Origin of the sequence: Candidatus Methanoperedens nitratireducens (assembly GCF_900196725.1) — an archaeon.
In the GTDB taxonomy this organism is placed as follows: Archaea; Halobacteriota; Methanosarcinia; order Methanosarcinales; family Methanoperedenaceae; genus Methanoperedens; species Methanoperedens nitroreducens_A.
On record NZ_FZMP01000250.1, the window covers coordinates 1 to 20,027 of the forward strand.

Annotated in this window: 18 protein-coding genes and 1 pseudogene; 16 read left to right on the forward strand and 3 right to left on the reverse strand. The window is 41.4% G+C overall.

The features are described 5' to 3' along the window. Positions 1 to 148 precede the first annotated feature (148 nt). Positions 149 to 550, reverse strand: coding sequence for a nucleotidyltransferase domain-containing protein (locus MNV_RS18660; RefSeq protein WP_179294095.1), 402 nt, complete (start codon positions 548 to 550; stop codon positions 149 to 151). A 132-nt stretch (positions 551 to 682) separates the two neighbouring features. Here MNV_RS18660 and MNV_RS18665 point away from each other — a divergent pair, with 132 nt between their 5' ends. Continuing rightward, positions 683 to 934, forward strand: coding sequence for a hypothetical protein (locus tag MNV_RS18665; protein ID WP_096207448.1), 252 nt, complete (start codon positions 683 to 685; stop codon positions 932 to 934). A gap of 9 nt (positions 935 to 943) precedes the next feature. On the opposite strand, the gene rnhB is transcribed toward MNV_RS18665, so the two are convergent. Together rnhB and MNV_RS18675 are read right to left on the reverse strand one after the other, a co-directional pair. Beyond that, positions 944 to 1,600 (reverse strand): ribonuclease HII, encoded by a 657-nt coding sequence (gene rnhB, locus MNV_RS18670; protein WP_096207449.1) that lies wholly within the window; start codon positions 1,598 to 1,600, stop codon positions 944 to 946. A 15-nt stretch (positions 1,601 to 1,615) separates the two neighbouring features. Continuing rightward, on the reverse strand, positions 1,616 to 2,143 hold the full coding sequence (locus MNV_RS18675; protein ID WP_096207450.1) for a cysteine hydrolase family protein: 528 nt from the start codon (positions 2,141 to 2,143) through the stop codon (positions 1,616 to 1,618). A 249-nt stretch (positions 2,144 to 2,392) separates the two neighbouring features. On the opposite strand from MNV_RS18675, the gene cdhA reads away from it, so the two are divergent. The 15 genes and pseudogenes from cdhA to MNV_RS18750 all read left to right on the forward strand — a co-directional run bounded on the left by cdhA (position 2,393) and on the right by MNV_RS18750 (position 20,024). Then, complete coding sequence (gene cdhA, locus MNV_RS18680) at positions 2,393 to 4,768, forward strand: CO dehydrogenase/acetyl-CoA synthase complex subunit alpha (RefSeq protein WP_096207451.1); 2,376 nt, start codon at positions 2,393 to 2,395, stop codon at positions 4,766 to 4,768. After that, the gene (gene cdhB, locus MNV_RS18685) at positions 4,765 to 5,415 is read left to right on the forward strand and encodes a CO dehydrogenase/acetyl-CoA synthase complex subunit epsilon (protein WP_096207452.1); all 651 of its coding nucleotides are present in this window, start codon (positions 4,765 to 4,767) and stop codon (positions 5,413 to 5,415) included. The genes cdhA and cdhB overlap by 4 nt, the downstream gene beginning before the upstream one ends. Before the next feature lie 45 nt (positions 5,416 to 5,460). After that, positions 5,461 to 6,885, forward strand: a complete 1,425-nt coding sequence (gene cdhC / locus MNV_RS18690) for a CO dehydrogenase/CO-methylating acetyl-CoA synthase complex subunit beta (protein ID WP_096207453.1) — start codon at positions 5,461 to 5,463, stop codon at positions 6,883 to 6,885. A 200-nt stretch (positions 6,886 to 7,085) separates the two neighbouring features. Then, entirely contained in the window at positions 7,086 to 7,838 is a 753-nt protein-coding gene (locus tag MNV_RS18695; RefSeq protein ID WP_096207454.1) for an ATP-binding protein, read from the forward strand. 110 nt (positions 7,839 to 7,948) lie between these two features. Then, positions 7,949 to 8,878 (forward strand): SDR family oxidoreductase, encoded by a 930-nt coding sequence (locus MNV_RS18700; RefSeq protein WP_096207455.1) that lies wholly within the window; start codon positions 7,949 to 7,951, stop codon positions 8,876 to 8,878. Further along, positions 8,865 to 10,129: pseudogene (locus MNV_RS20945) on the forward strand (nucleotide sugar dehydrogenase); the annotation flags it as partial. The gene MNV_RS18700 and the pseudogene MNV_RS20945, both read left to right, overlap by 14 nt. An 87-nt stretch (positions 10,130 to 10,216) precedes the next feature. Next, the gene (gmd, locus tag MNV_RS18710) at positions 10,217 to 11,245 is read left to right on the forward strand and encodes a GDP-mannose 4,6-dehydratase (RefSeq protein WP_096207456.1); all 1,029 of its coding nucleotides are present in this window, start codon (positions 10,217 to 10,219) and stop codon (positions 11,243 to 11,245) included. A gap of 16 nt (positions 11,246 to 11,261) precedes the next feature. After that, positions 11,262 to 12,167, forward strand: coding sequence for a GDP-L-fucose synthase family protein (locus MNV_RS18715; RefSeq protein ID WP_257000123.1), 906 nt, complete (start codon positions 11,262 to 11,264; stop codon positions 12,165 to 12,167). Further along, on the forward strand, positions 12,142 to 12,705 hold the full coding sequence (locus MNV_RS18720) for a class I SAM-dependent methyltransferase (protein ID WP_218838076.1): 564 nt from the start codon (positions 12,142 to 12,144) through the stop codon (positions 12,703 to 12,705). Before MNV_RS18715 ends, MNV_RS18720 begins: the two co-directional genes overlap by 26 nt. A 30-nt stretch (positions 12,706 to 12,735) precedes the next feature. Next, positions 12,736 to 13,824, forward strand: a complete 1,089-nt coding sequence (locus MNV_RS18725) for a glycosyltransferase family protein (RefSeq protein ID WP_096207458.1) — start codon at positions 12,736 to 12,738, stop codon at positions 13,822 to 13,824. A 156-nt stretch (positions 13,825 to 13,980) separates the two neighbouring features. Then, positions 13,981 to 15,261, forward strand: a complete 1,281-nt coding sequence (locus MNV_RS18730) for an oligosaccharide flippase family protein (protein ID WP_096207459.1) — start codon at positions 13,981 to 13,983, stop codon at positions 15,259 to 15,261. Between the two features lie 8 nt (positions 15,262 to 15,269). After that, positions 15,270 to 16,370, forward strand: coding sequence for a glucose-1-phosphate thymidylyltransferase (locus MNV_RS18735; protein WP_257000121.1), 1,101 nt, complete (start codon positions 15,270 to 15,272; stop codon positions 16,368 to 16,370). A gap of 179 nt (positions 16,371 to 16,549) precedes the next feature. Further along, positions 16,550 to 17,512 (forward strand): dTDP-glucose 4,6-dehydratase, encoded by a 963-nt coding sequence (gene rfbB / locus MNV_RS18740; protein WP_257000122.1) that lies wholly within the window; start codon positions 16,550 to 16,552, stop codon positions 17,510 to 17,512. Between the two features lie 188 nt (positions 17,513 to 17,700). Beyond that, positions 17,701 to 18,921, forward strand: coding sequence for a class I SAM-dependent methyltransferase (locus tag MNV_RS18745; protein WP_096207460.1), 1,221 nt, complete (start codon positions 17,701 to 17,703; stop codon positions 18,919 to 18,921). Next, positions 18,918 to 20,024: a DegT/DnrJ/EryC1/StrS family aminotransferase gene (locus tag MNV_RS18750; RefSeq protein ID WP_096207461.1), complete on the forward strand. Its 1,107-nt coding sequence runs from the start codon at positions 18,918 to 18,920 to the stop codon at positions 20,022 to 20,024. The genes MNV_RS18745 and MNV_RS18750 overlap by 4 nt, the downstream gene beginning before the upstream one ends. The last annotated feature ends 3 nt before the right edge of the window (positions 20,025 to 20,027 follow it).

The following is a 20,027-nucleotide window of genomic DNA, read 5'->3' on the forward strand; positions in this document are numbered from 1 at the left end:
CCATGCTTCAATAGATGTAATGACAACTGCCGCAAGGAATTTCTTAAGAAAATACAACTCTATTTATGCGACTTAGCTTAAAACGCACAACACTGCAGACGGAAGAGTCAATCAGAAAATTAGAAAAATACGGCACATAGTCAAATCCTCATGCAATCGCCCTTTCCCCGATATAATCATAAAAACGGTACTTGAAATCCTCAAATTCCTTAATCGTTAAAAGCGCGATTTCATATAAGTACTCTACATCTCTGCAAAAGACAACTTTGCCCTTCAGTACTTCTTTTTTCACATACAGCGGAAGCTGGGAAAAAATCTGGACATCAAAGAAATCAGGAAGTTCTGATAGAACCTTAAGTCTGAACTTTGAGCCCTCGTAATCAGTTTCTGCATCGATATCAATGCACAGGTCGATATCCGACTCCTCACGGGTTATGCCCTCTACAGCAGAACCGTATAGTATAATGAACCTTACTTTATCAAATCCCTCGATTTTCTTAAGCCTCTCCACACTATTTTTTACAAGTTTATTGATTTCATCAGGGCTCATTCAAGTTCCACATATTATCTGATAGTGATACCAATATAAAATTATTATCCATATAATATGTTTATCCTCCTCACTCGCACATAAAAAAACTTAATATAGAATAAATGTATAAGTCAGGTGGGTGATTATAAAATGTCTTCAGCAAAAAATATCATAAAGATGTTAGTTGGTATTATAATATTCTTAATCGGTATTGCATGGTATGTTCCTGATTATGGTCTTGGCTTCTGGGTAGACCTGCTCGTTCTCTTGAAAGGCACAATCGGTCTCTTCCTTCTGTTCGTAGGCTTAATCGTAGCATGGATGGGTTACGACGATTATAAGATGGACATAGAAATGGCAAAGGAAGAGCAAAAAGAAGGAAAGAAGGAAGAACCCAAATAACCCTATAAATCAATAATCAGAGAGTATGCTCTGATTCCTTTTAACTTTTTCAAGCGCCCTTTTTGCCGTTTCCCATGAGCTTCGCGCAAAATCTGGAAGCGAACCGTGCTCAAAAACCCATTTTTCAAGGAACCTGATGGTCTTTGGGTCAGAGGGATAGCCGCTCCCTATTTCAACACCCACTTTTTTCTCTATTTCTTTTATTAACGCATCCCTTCGCACCTTTGCAAGTATCGAGGCAGCAGACACGATCGGATATTTCTCATCCGCATTATGTTCAGAGATGATTTCTATTTTTCCGCTATATTTTCTCTTTATATTCTCCCCAAAACGTTCGGCAATGACATCAGCAGCATCTACAAACGCTCGCTCCGGCCTGAGCTCTCCAAGGACTTTCACATAGCACATTACCATTATTTCGTTCATGGTCATTATTTTTCGAAGCTCATCGATCTGCCTTGGGCTGACCTCAAGGATGTAATACTTATCCGCAAGCTTTTTAATCCCGACCTCAAGTGCTTCCCGCCGTTTGGGCGTAAGTTGTTTTGAATCCTTAACACCCAGGCGGGTGAGCTCCTTGAGTTTCCCTTCATCCACCAGGATTCCAGCAACGCACATGGGACCGAGTACCGGTCCCTTCCCTGCTTCATCTATTCCAGCGATCATTAAAGAATCATTTATCTACAAGACTTTATCCGAGCTTGTGATCTCCGCACCATAGATGTTTTTCATGTATTTAATTGCCTGCTCCTGGGCTTCTTCATCTATTGAGGCGGTACAATCCCGGGGTACTATCGTTTTATATCCTGAAAAATAAGCATGACCAACATTGTTCTGGACGCATATATCCGTGCTGACGCCCAGGATTATCAGGGTATCCACGCCCAGTTTTTTAAGAATCGATGGCAGTTCGGTGTCCACAAATCCGCTGTACCATCTCTTCTCGATCACGATATCATTTTTCTCAGGTTTAAGTTCAGGCACGATTTCCGATGCGCCGGTGCCTTTCATGGCATGTTCTCCCCAGATACCCATTTCTCTGTCAGTCTCTGTGTGGGCATCACGCAGATATATTAAAGGAATACCCTGCTTTCTTGCTTTTTTCAGCAGAGCCGCTATATTCGGTATGATTTTCTTGGCACGCGGACTTCCGAGCTTTCCGGTGACAAAATCATTTATCATATCTACGACAATAATAGCTTTTTTCATATAACCACTCAGAATGATGTTAGCATGTATTTACTTAAGTTTTTGGGTTATCAAATAAAATATAACTGACGATAATGATAGATACAAAAATCCTTAAATACATTGATGTAAATTTCATCCCACTGACTCGACACAGGGGTTTAAGCCCATACTTTGGTAGCCTGGATATCGAAACCACAAAATTATAATATCGCCAGGTACTATCAGTATAGGGAGTTCAATACCACTGATAACCGCCGGAGACAATAAATGATAATTAAAAAAGGAAGTTTTGTAATTGAAGGATTGGACAATGTCCAAATAAACATAGGTAAAATAGTTGAGCCTGGGCAGGAATCTATCATAGAAGGGCCTACACCCAGACCTGAGATAATCAGCCTTCGGAACTGGGATTATCGCATTCTTGACAGGTACCACCCTGTTTATACGCCCACAAGCGATACTTGCGATTACTGCACATACGGGAAATGCAACCTCACAGGCAATAAGGAAGGCGCATGCGGAATTGACCTTGAATCCCAGTCCGCAAGAGAGGCACTGAAGACTGCCATAATGGGAGCCGCATGCCACTCGGCGCACGGCAGGCACCTTCTTAATTACCTGATCAGGAAATACGGCGAAGACCATCCCATAGACGTGGGTCCAAGCAACCTGAAAGCCCCTCTTACGGAGACCATAATGGGACTCCAGCCGAAAACCATAGGCGATTTTCTTCCGGTGCTCGAATACGTAGAAGAGCAGTTGACGCAGCTTACTGCATCTATCAATACCGGACAGGAAGGCGCTGCGATGGATTTTGAATCCAAGGCACTGCATGCCGGGATGCTTGACCTCCTGGGAATGGAAGTGGCGGATATTATACAAATATCCTGCCTCAACATGCCCAGGGCAGAAGAGGACACGCCGATGGCAGAGATAGGGATGGGCATCCTTGATTCCAAAAAACCCGTCGTGATATGCGTCGGGCACAACATCGCTGCACCCGCGTACATTCTCGATTGTATGGACAGGGACGGACTCTTTGATAAGATAGAGATTGCAGGATTGTGCTGTACTGCCCATGATATGACCCGTTATAACAAGACCGCAAAGATAATCGGTTCCATGAGCAAGGAATTAAAGTATATCCGCTCAGGCATACCAGATGTGCTTGTTACTGATGAGCAGTGCGTCCGGGCAGATATCCTGAAGGAAGCAAAGAAACTTTTTATACCTGTCATAGCCACCAATGAAAAGATCATGTACGGTCTGCCTGACCGGTCTAACGACCCGGTTGATGCGATCGTGGATGACCTTGTAAGCGGAAAGCAGGCAGGTGCACTGATACTCGACCTTGAAAAGGTCGGCGAGTTGATACCCAAACTTGCTATGAAAATCGGGCCCATAAGGAAAGCCAGAGGGATAACCGCGCTTCCGGATGATGTTGAATTCAATAAACTTGTCTCAAAATGCACAAAGTGCCTGCAATGCACGCGCGACTGCCCGCAGAGTCTGCCGATATCCGATGCTATGGCTGCGGCCGTGGCTGGCGACCTCTCAAAATTTGAGATACTTCATGACAAATGTGTCGGATGCGGAAGATGCGATTATAGCTGCCCTGTTGATATTCCTGTATTGAACGTCATCGAGAAAGCATCACAACGTGTGATCCGGGAAGAAAAAGGGAAGGTCAGGATCGGAAGAGGACAGATTGGCGATCCAGAGATACGTGAGGAAGGGCGGAACCTGGTGCTCGGCACCACGCCGGGTGTACTTGCTTTTGTGGGTTGCGGGAATTATCCTGATGGGACAAAAGATATCTATGATGTTGTAGAAGAGATGCTCCAGCGCAGTTACATCATCATATCATCGGGATGCGCAGCCATGGATCTTGGAATGTACAAGGATAAGGAAGGGAAGACGCTGTATGAGCGCTATCCGGGGAGATTCATTAAAGGCAATCTCCTGAACACAGGCTCATGCGTTTCTAATGCGCACATCGCTGCAACTACCATAAAAGTCGCCTCGATATTTGCAGGAAGAAAGACGAAAGGCAACTGGGAAGAGATCGCCGATTACGTACTTAACAGGGTCGGGGCTGCCGGGGTAGCCTGGGGCGCATATTCGCAGAAAGCTTTTGCGATCGCTACAGGATGCAACAGGCTTGGTATTCCTGTCGTTGCCGGACCGCACGGTACCAAGTACAGGCGCGCGTTCATAGGCAAACCTTACAGGAAAGATGAATGGAACGTGCTGGATGCAAGAGACGGCTCAACCATCAATGTTGAACCTGCGCCCGAGCACCTGATGATTACGGCAGAGACAAAAGAGGAAATGATGCCGCTCCTTGCTAAGCTGTGCTTCAGACCGAGCGATAACAGCCTTGGGAGAGCCATCAAACTGACACATTACATTGAACTCAGCGAGAAATACATGAAAAAAATGCCTGATGACTGGCATACCTATGTAAGAAGCGAAGCAGATCTCCCTGTAGCCAAGAGGGAACAGCTCATGAAATTGCTTGAAGAGAAGGGATGGAAGATAGACTGGGAAAAGAAAAAGATAACAGAAGGACCACTTCGGAAAGTGGATGTCTCGTTCCAGCCTACCAATGTTCCCCGCCTGTGCAAGGAGGCTAAGAAATGAGCGGAAAGGTACCAATAAAACCTGCCAGGCCAGCTGATAAAACTGCCGCAAAAACTGTTGAAAAGCCGAAGCCTATTGAAAAATCTCCTGCAAAAACAACGGAGAAGACCGAAGAAAAGGTCATCGACACAACACGCCAGGCTGTTCCCTTTAACACGGGAAATATCCCCGGTCCTGAGATGGCAAGAGCCGTGATGCCTGCCGTATCCGGAAAAATGCTTGCAAAAGCGAAGCGCCCTCTTCTGATCGTGGGTTCGGAAGTCCACGACAAGGATGTGCTTGAACGGGTCGTATCTATGGGACAGGCGGGCATTCAGATCGCTGCTGTCGGGGATGCATACGTATCCCTTGGCGATAAAGGAGTCGATGTACACTATGCAAATATGCATGCGCTTGCATCGTATCTTTGCGATCCGCAGTGGCAGGGGCTTGACGGGAAAGGCGGGTATGATCTTGTTACGTTCCTTGGCATCACCTATTATTATGCCTCCCAGGCAATATCAGCACTCAAGAATTTCTCAAAAGTCAAAGTGATATCTATAGACAGATACTATCATCCAAATGCGAATATGTCATTTGGCAATCTTAAGAAAGATGTGTTCATTGCAGCGCTTGATGAGGTTATAAATCAATTACCGAAGAAATAAATACCCCGTGTTCAAATACGGGGACTATAAGACAGGAAGGAAGTAATGGCAAACGAATTTCCATTTGAAATCTCACCCATGTTCGAGGGTGAACGTGTACGAAAAGACGATATGTTTGTTGAGCTCGCAGGTCCAAAATCACGGGGGTTCGAACTCGTGAAGGCTGCAGGTTTAGATGAGATAGAGGACGGAAAATTTACTCTCATCGGGCCCGATATCTCACAGATGCAGGAGGGTTCCCGCCATCCTTACGCGATGATATACCGCATTGCAGGGAAGCTGGTCGAGCCCGACCTTGAGGCAATAGTGGAGCGGCGAAACCACGATTTCCAGAATTATATCCAGGGTTACATGCACCTGAACCAGCGCTATGATGTCTGGGTGCGGGTCAACAAGGATGCAATTAAAAAAGGGCTGAAGTCATTTGAACAGATAGCTAAAGCCACAATGATGCTGTTCAAGAACGAACTGCCTTTTATCGAGAAGATCGAGGCGATTTATGTAACCGACCCCGAAGAAGTAGAGAAGCAGAGAGCGGAAGCCATAAAGATCTACGAGGCAAGGGATGCCAGGACACGCGGTTTGCACGACGAGGATGTGGATGTATTCTACGGCTGCACCCTGTGCCAGAGCTTTGCACCTACGAACGTATGCGTGGTCACCCCGGACAGGATATCCCTGTGCGGCGCGATAAACTGGTTTGATGGGCGCGCAGCGGCTAAGGTAGACCCTGAAGGTCCGCAGTTCGCCATTCCCAAAGGCGAGATAATTGACGAGAAGGGCGGGGAGTATTCAGGCGTGAACGAAAAAGCTGTCGCTTTATCAGGCGGGGAATATTCCCGCATCAAAATACATTCGTTTTTCGAGTACCCGCACACAAGCTGCGGATGCTTTGAAGTAGTAGGGTTCTACATACCTGAGGTGGACGGCATAGGCTGGGTCGATAGGGATTTCAGCGGCAATGCGCCTAACGGTCTTGCATTCTCCACAATGGCAGGCCAGACCGGTGGTGGAAAGCAGATCATCGGTTTCCTTGGCGTCGGGGTTAATTATTTCCGCTCGCCCAAGTTCATCCAGGCTGATGGCGGCTGGAACCGGGTTGTGTGGATGCCAAAGAACCTGAGAGAGAAGATAAAGGCGGATATACCGCCTGAGCTTGTGGATAAATTACCTACGGAAGAAGATGTGAGCGACTTAAAATCCCTGAAAGATTATCTTGAGAAAAAACAGCATCCTGTAATCCAGCGCTGGACGAAAGAAGAGGCTGCTGCTGAGGCAGTATCTTCCGACGGAGCTGCATCTCAGGTCGGGGCGCCTGCCTGGTCGGTGCCTGCACCTTCCATGAACATGCCTGTAGGGATGCCAATGATGCCGCCGATGCAGCTTGGCGGCGGCGAGGGCGTGAAATTAGTTCTCAAGAACGCTAAGATCACTATTGACAGGATTATATTGAAAGGTAAAGAAAAGTAGGTAGAGTTAATTTAAAAATTTAACAACGAACTGATACGAACTCAATACTAACTCAAGGGTTTGTATCAGTTCGTATTGATTTCGTTGTTTTATCAGATCTATCGATTCTCTGCGCGTTCTTGGCGCTCTTTGCGGTGAATTGAATTTTAACACTGCAAAGCACGCAAAGGGCGCAAAGATGGTTCGGAAAATATTCAACCATGAAAGTAATAGCAATAACAGGAAAAGGCGGAACTGGCAAGACAGCAGTAGCCGGGATGCTTATAAAACACATCACGAAAGGCAATAAGGCGCTGCTTGCCATCGACGCAGACCCCGACTCCAATCTCCCTGATGTGCTTGGTGTGAAAATCGATAAGACAATCGGGGATATGCGGGAGTTTATGCTGCAGGAGCGCGATAAGATGCCTCCTGATACCAATAAGGAAAGAGTGCTTGAGTCAAAGGTTTACGAGGTTCTAACAGAAATGCCGCATTACGACCTGCTGGTGATGGGACGCCCCGAGGGTTCTGGATGTTACTGTTTTGCCAATAATCTGCTGCGCGGGATAATGGACAGGATACTTAAGAACTACGATTTGACGATAATAGACACCGCAGCAGGGCTTGAACACCTATCGCGTCGGATTATCCGCGATGTTGACGAACTCCTTGTCGTGACAGACGGCTCGCGCCGGGGCTTGCAGACAGCAGAGAGGATTCGTGGGCTTGCAGTATCGCTGAACCTGAATGTCAAGAAGATGCATGTTATCGCGAACAAGGTTACGCCTGAGAACCGGGCGCGCATCGAGGAGTACGCGCGGGAGTTGAAAATGGACTTGGTGGGCGTTGTGCCCTTTGATGAGACCCTGGCGCGCTTTGACCTTGAGGGGAGACCGCTGGCTGAATTGCCTGAGGATTCAGCTGCGATGAGAGGTGTCGGGGAGATTGCGAAGAGGATGGGGTTATATTGAAGGTAAAGACGAACCTAGAGTAAGCTGCAAGGGCAGAGGCTATGAAGTGATAGCCGCGATTAAAAGAAACAATGAAATACTTCAAGGTATATTAGACGAGGTGAACTAAAATGAAAGCGTTGGTAACCGGCGGCGCGGGCTTTATAGGCTCGCATCTTGCAGAAGAACTGGCAAAGGATAACGAAGTAATTATCCTGGATAACCTGTCGACAGGAAGAATGGAAAACGTAAAAGACTTGGTTAAAAAAGGCAGCGTTACATTTGTTAAAGGAAGCATGACGGATTTTACTCTTCTTCAGGAAATCATCAGGGATGTGGATTATGTTTTCCACCAGGGTGCAATCCCGAGCGTACCGAGAAGCATAGAGAAACCATCCGCATCGAACGATGCAAATATAAACGGCACGTTGAATGTCCTGATGGCATCAAAAGAAGCGGGAGTAAAAAAAGTAATATATGCTTCATCGTCATCAGTTTATGGTGATGCTCCAGAGATGCCAAAGAGGGAGGATATGAAGCCAAACCCGCTATCGCCATATGCTGTAACAAAAATTGCCGGGGAATATTATTGTAAGGTATTCCAGGAAGTATATGGATTAAAGACCGTATCTTTGAGGTACTTCAATGTCTTCGGGCAGAGGCAAGACCCGACCTCTGAGTATGCTGCTGTAATCCCGAAATTTATAACCAGCATATTGAACAATAAGCCTCCCACGATATACGGGGATGGAGAGCAGAGCAGGGATTTTACCTTTGTTAAGTATGTGGTTGAAGCCAACATCCTCGCAGCCGAGTCTGATGCGACAGGTGTGTTCAATATAGCCTGCGGGGGAAGGATAACTATTAATAAATTGGTCGATATGATTAATGAGATTCTTGGAAAGAATATTAAACCTGTATATATCGCACCAAGAGCAGGAGATATTAAACATTCTTTAGCTGATATTTCAAGGGCAAAATCATTCGGATACGAACCTCAGAGCAATTTTAAAGAGGGACTTAAGGAGACAATAAGGTGGTTTAACGATGGAGTTAGCTGAAAAATTCAATAATAAATCTGCTGTTGTGTGTGTCATTGGGCTTGGATATGTTGGCCTCCCAACAGCAGTAAGTTTTGCTGAAAAGGGTTTCAGGGTCATAGGAGCGGATAAGAAAAAGCAGGTCGTTGACTTGATCAACAGGGGCGGCTGCCATTTAAAGGACCTGAATCTTGACGAGAGAGTAAAAAAAGTGGTCCAGGATAAAAAACTGACCGCTACTGCCGATACCGCAGAAGCTACACGAAAAAGCGATGCGATCCTTATTATCGTGCCCACGCCTGTGACGCCGGATAAAAGACCTGACCTGGTACCCGTCATCTCCTCCGGGGAGGATATCGCGAAGGGACTGGGAAAGAATAAGCTTGTGGTCCTTGAATCCACAGTATATCCGGGCGTTACCGAGGACGTTCTCAACCCCTTACTTGAAAAATCCGGATTGAAAGCAGGGGTTGATTTCGGACTGGCGCACTGCCCTGAGAGATACAATCCGGGCGACAGCAAACATTCGATCGGTGATGTGGTGAGGGTCATCGGGGGCATAACGCCGCAATGGGGCGAAACTACAAAGCAATTATACAGGCATATCGTTAAGGATGTGTTCCTGGTAAAGGATATCAAGACGGCAGAGGCTGCAAGGTGATAGAGAACATACAGAGGGATCTTAATATAGCTTTGATGAACGAGCTGGCGCTTATTTTCGAGAGGATGAACATTGACGTTATGGAAGTGATAAAAGCTGCATCTACCAAGTGGAACTTCAATGTTTACTATCCAGGTGCCGGGGTCGGCGGACACTGCCTGCCAGTTGATCCGTATTATCTGGTGAAAAAAGCAGAGGAATTGGGATATCACTCAAAAGTTATCACGGCAGGGAGGGCGATTAATGATTATATGCCAGTGCACGTATTCGAACTGCTGGTGGATGCGCTCAATGAACGTGAGAAATCTGTGAAAAATTCAAAAGTTGTCGTGCTCGGTTTTTCGTATAAAGAGAATGTGGGCGACCCGAGAGAGAGCCCGGTTGAGATCTTTGTGGAAGAACTTGAAAGGAGAGATGCCAGAATCCATATCGTTGATCCGTATATAGAGAGCGAATACCTGCAAAAGTACGGAGAGGTGGAAAAAGATGTTTACAGTTCTCTTAAGGGCGCGGACGCCATGGTACTGATGACTGCGCACAGGGAATTCAGGGAGCTTGAACTGCAAAGGATAAAGGAACTCATGCGCACTCCAATACTGATCGATGGCAGGCGCGTGTTTGAGAAAGATGAGGCCGTCGTGCTCGGGTTCACTTACCGCGGCATCGGGGCGGCGAATAAGAGATAAGGATGTGAAAAAATAGTAAAAAAAGCCTTGATAACCGGGATAACAGGTCAGGACGGGTCTTATTTAGCAGAATTCTTGCTGCAAAAAGGATACGAAGTTCATGGGATTATAAGACGGGCAAGTACGTTCAACACTAAACGAATCGATCATCTTGTCATGGACCCACATGAGAAGACAAATTTATCCCTGCATTTCGGGGATTTATCGGATGCCGGCCAGATAACGAATATAATATACAATATCGAACCAGATGAGATTTACAATCTTGCCGCACAGAGCCATGTGCGCGTCAGTTTCGATATGCCCGAATATACAGGGGATATAAGTGGCTTGGGCATGACAAGGCTGCTGGAAGCCGTCAGGCAAAGCGGTATTGATACGAAGGTCTACCAGGCTTCAAGCAGCGAGATGTTCGGGAACTCGCCGCCTCCGCAGAAAGAGAACACACCTTTCAGGCCAAGAAGCCCGTATGCGGCGGCGAAGGTGTATGCTTACTGGATGACGGTGAATTACAGGGAGGCATACAATCTCTTTGCATGTAACGGGATACTTTTCAACCATGAATCTCCCCGCAGGGGAGAAACGTTTGTCACACGGAAAATAACAATGGCAGCCGCCAGGATCAAATTGGGCGTGCAGGATAAACTTTACCTTGGCAACCTTGATGCAAAGAGGGACTGGGGATATGCAAAAGATTACGTCGAGGCGATGTGGCTGATGCTCCAGCAGGATGAACCCGATGATTATGTTATTGCGACCGGTGAGACTCATTCTGTACGGGAATTTCTGGAAGAAACTTTTAATTATCTCGATATTGACTGGCGGAATCATGTTGAAATAGACCCGAAGTATTTCAGACCAACAGAGGTGGATTCACTCGCGGGTGATTCCAGCAAGGCACGCAAGAAACTGGGATGGAAGCCTGTGGTGAGATTTGAAGAGTTAGTGAAACTAATGATTGATGCGGATCTGAAAAAAGAAGAGTTGAAACTCAACGGTTATAAGAACTACAAAGGGGAGATTAAACACGTCGTACCTTAAAAATAAAAGGATTACGATAACTGGCGGGGCGGGTTTCCTCGGCAACAATGTTGTCAGGAAACTTAAGGAGAACGGGTGCAGCGATATTTTCATCCCCCGAAGCAGGGATTACAATCTCGTTAATACTGAAGATGTAAAACGTCTGTACGCAGATTCCGACCCTGATATTGTAATCCATCTGGCGGCTGTGGTCGGCGGCATCGTGGCGAACCGCAATAACCCGGGTAAGTTCTTCTACGATAATCTGATGATGGGTGTGCAGATGATGGAGCAGGGCAGGCTTCGTGGTCTTGAGAAGTTCGTGGCTATCGGCACGATATGCTGTTATCCAAAGTTCACTCCGGTCCCCTTTAAAGAGGAAGATCTGTGGAATGGCTATCCGGAAGAAACAAATGCCCCTTACGGGCTTGCCAAGAAGATGCTGCTTGTTCAGTCGCAGGCATACAGGCAGCAGTACGGCTTTAACTCGATTTTCCTTCTGCCGGTGAACCTCTACGGACCTGGCGATAACTTCGATCCTGAAACCTCGCATGTGATACCGGCGCTGATAAAGAAATGCGTGGATGCGATTAAAACTGATGCTTCTGAGGTCACCGTCTGGGGCACAGGTAAAGCAACAAGGGAGTTCCTGTACGTTGAGGATGCGGCTGAGGCTATTGTAATGGCTTCAGAGAAGTACAATAAAAGCGACCCTGTGAACATCGGTGCTGGCTTTGAGATATCCATTAAAAATCTTGTCGATATGATAGTTGAATTGACGGGATTTGATGGAAAAATACTATGGGATACAACGAAACCCGACGGGCAGCCGCGCCGAAGTCTTGATACATCCAGGGCTAAAAAGGAGTTCGGGTTTGTTGCAAAGACCGATTTCAGGACCGGGCTTGAGAAGACTATTGAGTGGTATTCAAGAGGAGATTAATATAAAAAAATTACATCTTGGTTGCGGTAAAAGATATATCCCAGGATTTACTCATGTTGATTTAGCAGATTATCCGCATATTGATTACAGACACAATGTTTCTGATCTGTCAATGTTTGAGGATGATTCAATTGAGCTTATTTACGCATGCCATGTGCTTGAACATTTCAAAAGACATGAGGTTGAGAATGTATTGAAAGAATGGCATCGTGTGCTTGTGCCAAATGGCATACTGAGGCTTGCTGTACCGGATTTTGAAGCTGTTGCGCAGGTTTACGAAAAATATAAGGATATGGAACTTGTAATGGGTCTTTTGTACGGTGGCCAGGAATATGAATATAATTTTCATCATGTTCTGTTTGACTTTAAGTATCTTGAAAAACTCTTAGAGAAAGTAGGATTCAAAAATATTCACAGGTATGACTGGCGTAATACTGTTCACAGGGATTACGATGATTATTCGCAGGCTTATATTCCGCACATGGATAAAGAGCATGGGGTTCTGATGAGCTTGAATGTGGAGGGAGAGAAGGGATGAGAATTACTCAAAATTTAAGGTAGCAAAAATATGCTTAAAATCATCTATTCTGCCGGGTTAAGAGAAAACGATAGGGATACGTATAACGATGATAGCTTTAAAAAAATGAGTACAAGTGATTATGAATTTGTCTTATTTGATCACCGGAAACATCTGGGGCGGATAATTGAGAATGCATGGGTGCTGGATGATCTTTACAGGAGCAGGGATGAGAAGCTTTTTAGGACTTATGATGAGTTGAAGAGATTGATTGATAGTATAAAGGCAGATGTTCTTCTTGTATCGGGTGATAATATATATCATCCAGAGTTTATAAATAAATTAGATGTTTATTCTGTTCTTATGTCTTCTGATGATCCTAATTCGTCGTATGCTAGAACTGTCCCTTATATTTGGGCTTTTGATCATATTACATGCGTAAATGTGCAATATCATAAAGATATTCCTGTTAAAATGACAGACAAACTCATTGAGTGGGGTGGGAGGAGAGCAACTTGGATCCCTTATGGTGTTGTAGAAAGGCACTACAATCCTGATTTAACAGAAGAAGAAATTTATAATAAAGAAAGAACTATCGATTTACTATATATTGGGGCTTTTTATAGGGAAAAGGTGGATGCACTATTAAAGCTTAAAAAAATTTTTGGAAATAAATTTAAACTATACGGGCCATGGGGATTAAAATTCTGGGGATATTATCTTTTGCAGAGAAAATGGATATGGGTGAATTTTTTATCTCCAAATTTGTTCGTTCATACTTATCAAAATGCTAAAATTGGAATAAATATGCATCTGAGCGGAGAATTAGGTAATGGAAGGCTATATCAGCTTCCAATGAATGGAGTCATGCAAATCTGTGACTGCAAAGACGCATTGTCAGAAGTTTTTGAACCTGGAAAAGAAATAGTTGGATATAATACGATTGATGAAGCTATTGAACTGATTGAATATTATCTTGAGCATGACGAAGAAAGAAAAAAGATTGCAGCGGCAGGGTTTAGAAAAGCTATAAAGAATTATAAATATTCAGATATTCTATATAATATGCTTAGGGAAGTAAAAAAAGGAATGATGCTGGATGGAATAAATTATACAAAGGATGGTATGGCTTTAAATTGATTCAAGTAGTTTCATAAATTTTACGAAATTATTTAAAATGTTGTATATCCTATTAAATCTGAATTTTGAAAAAAATACTATAATGAGAAGTTGAGAATATAGGAAAAGATATTATTGAAAAAAATACTCAGAGTATGATATTAACATGTGTGGTATATGAAAGATATTGCAATAAGTTTAATCGGTTTTTCCTATGAGAAGATATTTCACGAGAAAATGGGGAATGATGCAAAAGGATTCCTTAAAAATTTATCTTATATCGTAATCGCATCAGGCATTGCAGCTATATTATCCACTAGTTTTAACATCTTTGCAGGGCGGGTTCTTGGTCCAAGCGAATACGGGGAATTTACTCTCATTCAGACCATTGCAATGTTTTTGCTTGTCCCAATGATGCTCGGTATTGATACGGCGATGATTACTTATACCGCGGAAAAAAATAAGTTTGATAGTCAATCTTCAATAATAAGTACAACATTTATTCTAGTAACTATTTTTACATTAGTTTCTGTTTCAATTTATTATTTATTCTCATCTCAAATCTCAAAGATATTTTCCATTTCAACAGATATATTGTATCTGGCTGTTATATTTGCATTCCTTTCAGTAATCAGTACATTTGCAACAGGTACGCTTAGAAGTTTACATAAAATGAAAGAATATGCGATTTTTCAACCGCTTCCTAATCTTATCTTGTTGCTAATTTTTTTTGTTTTTTTCTTCAGCAATTATATTTCTTTCAAATCAGCTCTATTTTCAATGTATATTGCCTTTGGAGTTACAGGATTGTTAATGATATATAGTGTCAAGAAATATTTACGACCTAATTTTAAATTGTGTTGGGCTAAAAGGTTGATACGATATGGATTATATATGAGTTTAATGGGATTGGCATCTGTTTTTTATGCAAATATTGATAAAATTATAATATATAAATTCCTGACAACAGCCGACATCGGAATTTATAGATCATATTACTTTTCATCGATAAATTTCGTAGGATTATTCATCGGGATGTTTATTGCTGTTTTTTATCCTCTGGTATGTAAGTATAAAGATAAAAAAGTTATATTAAATAGAATAAATAGGGTCATACTTTATTTGGTTATTCTTGGACTACCAATTATTATCTTTTTTGAATTTATAATCTTGAAGCTATATGGAGATGATTATCCTTTTGATATAAAATTAGCATTTCTTTTTGGAATTGGAGGGCTATTAACATGCATAAATAGCATTTATTCATGGCTGATAAATTCTATCGGAACAGAAGGGATAAAAGTCATGTCTATAGCCGCAATAATAGTAGGTGTTATTAACCTCGTTTTAAATTTTTTATTGATACCTATGTTTGGACTTGTTGGGGGTGTGATAGCCTTTAATGTTTCCTACGCTATAAATACAGCAGTTCTTTTTAAATTAAGGCATATACTTTAAGAATATATATGTTGAAAGCAATAACAAGAAAATCTACAAAAATAAGAAAAATGAAAGGACTAATATTATCCGGCGGACACGGGACAAGGTTAAGACCAATAACTTATTCGCAGCAAAAGCAATTAATCCCGATTGCAAATAAACCCATACTGTTTTATTGTATAGAGGATTTGATAAATGCTGGTATAAAAAAAATTGGAATTATCGTGGGTCCAAACAAGGAACAAGTAATGGACACAGTTAGATCGATTAATTGGGATGCTGATATAGAATTTATCTATCAGGAAGCTCCAGCAGGATTGGCACATGCTGTAAAAATCTCTAAAAATTTCCTTGGAGAAGATAAATTCATAATGTATCTCGGAGACAACATATTAAAAGGAGGCATAACCAATTTTGTTAAAGATTTTGTCAATACAGAAGTAGAAGCAAGCCTGCTTCTAACCAGAGTTGATAATCCTGAACAATATGGAGTTGCTCTAGTGGATGAGCAAAAAAAAATCATTATTAAGCTGCTTGAAAAACCAAAAAATCCACCGTCTAACCTCTCCATTGTCGGTATCTACGGCTTAACCCCTGTTATATTTAGGGCAATAGATAATATTAAACCATCTTGGCGTGGTGAATTGGAAATCACAGATGCTTTACATTGGTTAATTGAAGAAAATTATCGGGTAAGATACGATTTAGTTAATGGATGGTGGAAAGATACTGGGACACCTGAAACTATTTTAGATGCAAATCGCTTAATTTTAGATAGTATTAAAATAGAAAATAAAGGTACGACCGAAAATAGTGAACTAAATGGTAAAGTGGAAGTTGGAGAGAAAACACTAATAAAAGAATCTATAATAAATGGCCCGGTTATAATAGGCAAAGAGTGTATCATATCCAAATCTTATATAGGTCCTTATACAAGCATTGGTGATAATTGCCAGCTAATAAATACAAAAGTAGAGGACTCTGTTATAATGGAGAGAACAAAGATCATTAATACAGGCAAAATTGTTAAAAGCTTAATTGGAAAAGAAGTAAACATTGAAAAGAATGATCAATCATCAGATATAAAAAAATTTGTTATAGGTGATAATTCAGAGCTTAAACTATAATTAATAAAAAAGAGTGAATTCTTTAGGTGAGAGAAATCACATGCTTTTTAATTGTATTATGGGAGTCTATCGAGAGGAATTTAATTGAGCAGAATACATATAACAAACCTTGAGAATATGGATTTTGTCTCCGAGACATTAAGAAAATCTATAATTGATTATTAGATCAAGGTGAAAACATGAATAATAAATTGAAAATATTAATAACAGGAGGTGCAGGATTCATAGGCAGCAATTTTGTTCGATACATGGTAGAAAAATACCCAAATTGCCAGATTGCTGTCATTGATAAATTAACTTATGCTGGAAAAATGGAAAACTTACAAGACGTAATAGATAAAATAACGTTCATAAAAGGCGATATTTGCAATATAAAAGATATTGAGATGATAGGTAAATGCGATTTTATTTTTAACTTTGCTGCTGAGACGCACGTCGATCGGTCGATTAAAGAGGGGAATATTTTTGTGAAAACAGATGTGCTTGGAACGTATAATCTTTTGGAATATGCTAGAAAACATGAAGTAAAAAAATATATTCAAATAAGCACAGATGAAGTATATGGGAGTACCGAAAAAGATTCTTTTTATGAAGAAGATATTTTGGATCCTTCATCCCCATATTCAGCAAGTAAAGCGGGAGCAGATTTACTGGTTAAATCTTTTTTTAAAACCTATGGATTGCCAATTTTGATAACTCGTAGTTCAAACAATTTCGGTCCAAATCAGTATCCCGAAAAGTTGATTCCGGTTTTAATTCTAAATGCTATATATGACAAACCGCTACCGATTTATGGAAATGGTTTAAATGTAAGAGATTGGATTTATGTTGAAGATAATTGCATTGGAATTGATTTTGTTTTTAGAAAAGGAAAGATAGGGGAAATCTACAATATAGGTGCGGGAAATGAAAAAACAAATATAGAAATTGCAAATCTTATTCTGGAGAGTTTAGGAAAGCAAAAAAGTTTGATACAATTTGTGAAGGATAGGCTTGGGCACGATTTTAGATATTCTTTAAATTGTGAAAAAATTAAAAGTTTGGGATGGGCACCACACTATACGTTTGAGGATGCACTAAATGATACAATTAAATGGTATGTAGAGAATGAATGGTGGTGGAAACCTTTAATCTCTAGATAATATGAATACAAAACTGAAATTTAAAAATAAGAGAGGTTACACTTTTCCAAAAACTAGTTAACAAGATACTTTTAAGTATGCAGATAATGTATTTAAGAATCAAACAATATGTTTTATTATCTTTATGAATGAATCATATATTAAAAATAGGATTATAAACAGATTTTCATTCCATGAGAGGAGATTTTATGAAAGAATGTTTAATTTGTGGTCATAACATAGAACCTTTTATGTCGTTCGGAAAGATGCCGATTGCCAATGGATTTCTTACTCCAGAGCAATTTGCTGATGAATATTTTTTTGAACTTAGAGTTACATTTTGCCCGAATTGCTTTATGTTTCAGTTAGTTGAACAGCCAGATCGTGAGCAAATGTTTAATGAGAATTATGCTTTCTTTTCCGGTACATCTAAAGGAATGGCGACTCATTTTAAGGAATTTGCGGAGCATGTGAAGAAAGATTATCTTAAGTCGCCAAATCCTTTTGTTGTAGAGATTGGCAGCAACGATGGGATAATGTTACAAAACTTTGCCAGTGCAGGCATCCGTCATCTTGGGATTGAGCCTTCAGCCAATGTAGCACAGGTGGCAATTGATAAAGGTATCAAAACAATTTGTAGGTTCTTTGATGAGGATCTAGCTCGAGAGATTGTTAAAGAACATGGACAGGCAGATGCATTCTTAGGGGCAAATGTAATGTGTCATATTTCTTATTTGCATTCAGTTGTGGCTGGAATAAAAATTCTTCTCAAACCAACTGGTATAGTCATGTTTGAGGATCCGTATTTGGGTGACGTCATTCAGAAAACATCTTATGATCAGATTTATGACGAGCATGTTTTCTTATTTTCATTATCATCAATAAAATATTTATTTGAGCAACATGGAATGGAGTTAGTCGATATTGAACCACAAAGTACTCATGGTGGTTCGATGCGTTATGTGATTGCTCATAAAGGAATGCGCCCAGTATCAAAAAATGTACTTGCCCAATTAAAAATTGAAGAAAAATTAGGTTTAAATAAATCGCAAACTTACGATGTTTTTCGTCGAAATTGTGAACTTTCACGCGACAATTTAATCGCACTCCTATACGACATTAAGAAACACGGCAAACGCATAGTTGGCTATGCAGCAACTTCTAAAAGTACAACTATCATCAACTATTGCAAGATAACACCGGATTTAATTGAATATATCAGTGATACAACCCCAATAAAACAAGGAAAATTTAGCCCTGGAATGCACATACCTGTGCGGCCTTATGAGGAGTTTTTAGCAAACTATCCTGACTACGCATTGCTATTTGGTTGGAATCACGCAGATGAGATAATGGCAAAAGAGCAAAAGTTTAAAGAATCCGGTGGTAAATGGGTAGTCTATGTACCAAATGTAGGAGTATTAGAATGATTTTGTGTGGAAATCCACTATCTCAATACCTGTCGCATAAATCCCAGATTGATGAAGCAATTTTGAGTGTGCTTAACAAAGGATGGTATATCCTCGGTGAAGAAGTTAAGACGTTCGAAGAAGAATTTGCTAAATATATAGGAGTTTCTTATGGAGTAGGTGTTGGGAGTGGAACTGAAGCATTACATATTGCACTGACGGCATGTGGCGTAACATCAGGGGACGAGGTAATTACAGTATCACATACAGCTGTTGCAACCGTCGCAGCGATAGATTTAGCAGGGGCGAGGCCTGTTTTGGTAGATATCGAGCCAGATTTTTATACAATAGAACCCGATAATTTAGAGAAAGCCATAACACCAAAAACCAAAGCAATTATTCCAGTGCATCTTTATGGTCAGCCTTCAAATCTTGAACCTATTTTAGAGGTTGCTCGAAAATATAATCTAAGAATCATTGAGGACTGTGCTCAGGCACACGGAGCGATGTACAAAGGCAAACGTGTTGGTTCATTAGGCGATATATCTTGTTTTAGTTTCTATCCTACAAAAAATTTAGGTGCAATCGGAGATGGCGGAATGATTGTGACAAATAATTCAGAGTTAGCTCAAAAAGCAAAATTATTGCGTGAATATGGTTGGGCTGAACGATATATAAGTCACATCTCTGGTTGGAACTCCCGATTAGATGAAATTCAGGCGGCTATGTTGCGCGTTAAGTTACGCCATCTGGATGAAGATAATTTAAAACGAATACATTTAGCAAAATTATATGAAAATGAATTAGCTAACACTAATCTGATTTTGCCTAAACACAGAAAGAATACAACACATGTATATCATCTGTATGTGGTTCGTTCGAAATACCGTGATGAACTACAGGCATTTTTGAGAAATAAAGGAATAGTAGCGCTAATTCATTATCCAGTCCCTATACATCTCCAGCCAGCATATGAAGGAAGAATATCGTGTGATAATACCTTATCAGAAACTGAGACTGCATCTAAAGAGATACTTTCGTTACCTATGTACCCTGAATTAACTGACTCAGATGTTATGACCGTTGCTGATGCAATAAGAGAATTTAATAACAAAGGGTTTTAATAA

Coding starts and splice junctions, on each gene's coding strand:
- MNV_RS18660 (WP_179294095.1), bottom strand. CDS start 550: ATGAGCCCTGATGAAATCAATAAACTTGTAAAAAATAGTGTGGAGAGG.
- MNV_RS18665 (WP_096207448.1), top strand. CDS start 683: ATGTCTTCAGCAAAAAATATCATAAAGATGTTAGTTGGTATTATAATA.
- rnhB (WP_096207449.1), bottom strand. CDS start 1,600: ATGATCGCTGGAATAGATGAAGCAGGGAAGGGACCGGTACTCGGTCCC.
- MNV_RS18675 (WP_096207450.1), bottom strand. CDS start 2,143: ATGAAAAAAGCTATTATTGTCGTAGATATGATAAATGATTTTGTCACC.
- cdhA (WP_096207451.1), top strand. CDS start 2,393: ATGATAATTAAAAAAGGAAGTTTTGTAATTGAAGGATTGGACAATGTC.
- cdhB (WP_096207452.1), top strand. CDS start 4,765: ATGAGCGGAAAGGTACCAATAAAACCTGCCAGGCCAGCTGATAAAACT.
- cdhC (WP_096207453.1), top strand. CDS start 5,461: ATGGCAAACGAATTTCCATTTGAAATCTCACCCATGTTCGAGGGTGAA.
- MNV_RS18695 (WP_096207454.1), top strand. CDS start 7,086: ATGAAAGTAATAGCAATAACAGGAAAAGGCGGAACTGGCAAGACAGCA.
- MNV_RS18700 (WP_096207455.1), top strand. CDS start 7,949: ATGAAAGCGTTGGTAACCGGCGGCGCGGGCTTTATAGGCTCGCATCTT.
- MNV_RS18725 (WP_096207458.1), top strand. CDS start 12,736: ATGCTTAAAATCATCTATTCTGCCGGGTTAAGAGAAAACGATAGGGAT.
- MNV_RS18730 (WP_096207459.1), top strand. CDS start 13,981: ATGAAAGATATTGCAATAAGTTTAATCGGTTTTTCCTATGAGAAGATA.
- MNV_RS18735 (WP_257000121.1), top strand. CDS start 15,270: ATGTTGAAAGCAATAACAAGAAAATCTACAAAAATAAGAAAAATGAAA.
- rfbB (WP_257000122.1), top strand. CDS start 16,550: ATGAATAATAAATTGAAAATATTAATAACAGGAGGTGCAGGATTCATA.
- MNV_RS18745 (WP_096207460.1), top strand. CDS start 17,701: ATGAAAGAATGTTTAATTTGTGGTCATAACATAGAACCTTTTATGTCG.
- MNV_RS18750 (WP_096207461.1), top strand. CDS start 18,918: ATGATTTTGTGTGGAAATCCACTATCTCAATACCTGTCGCATAAATCC.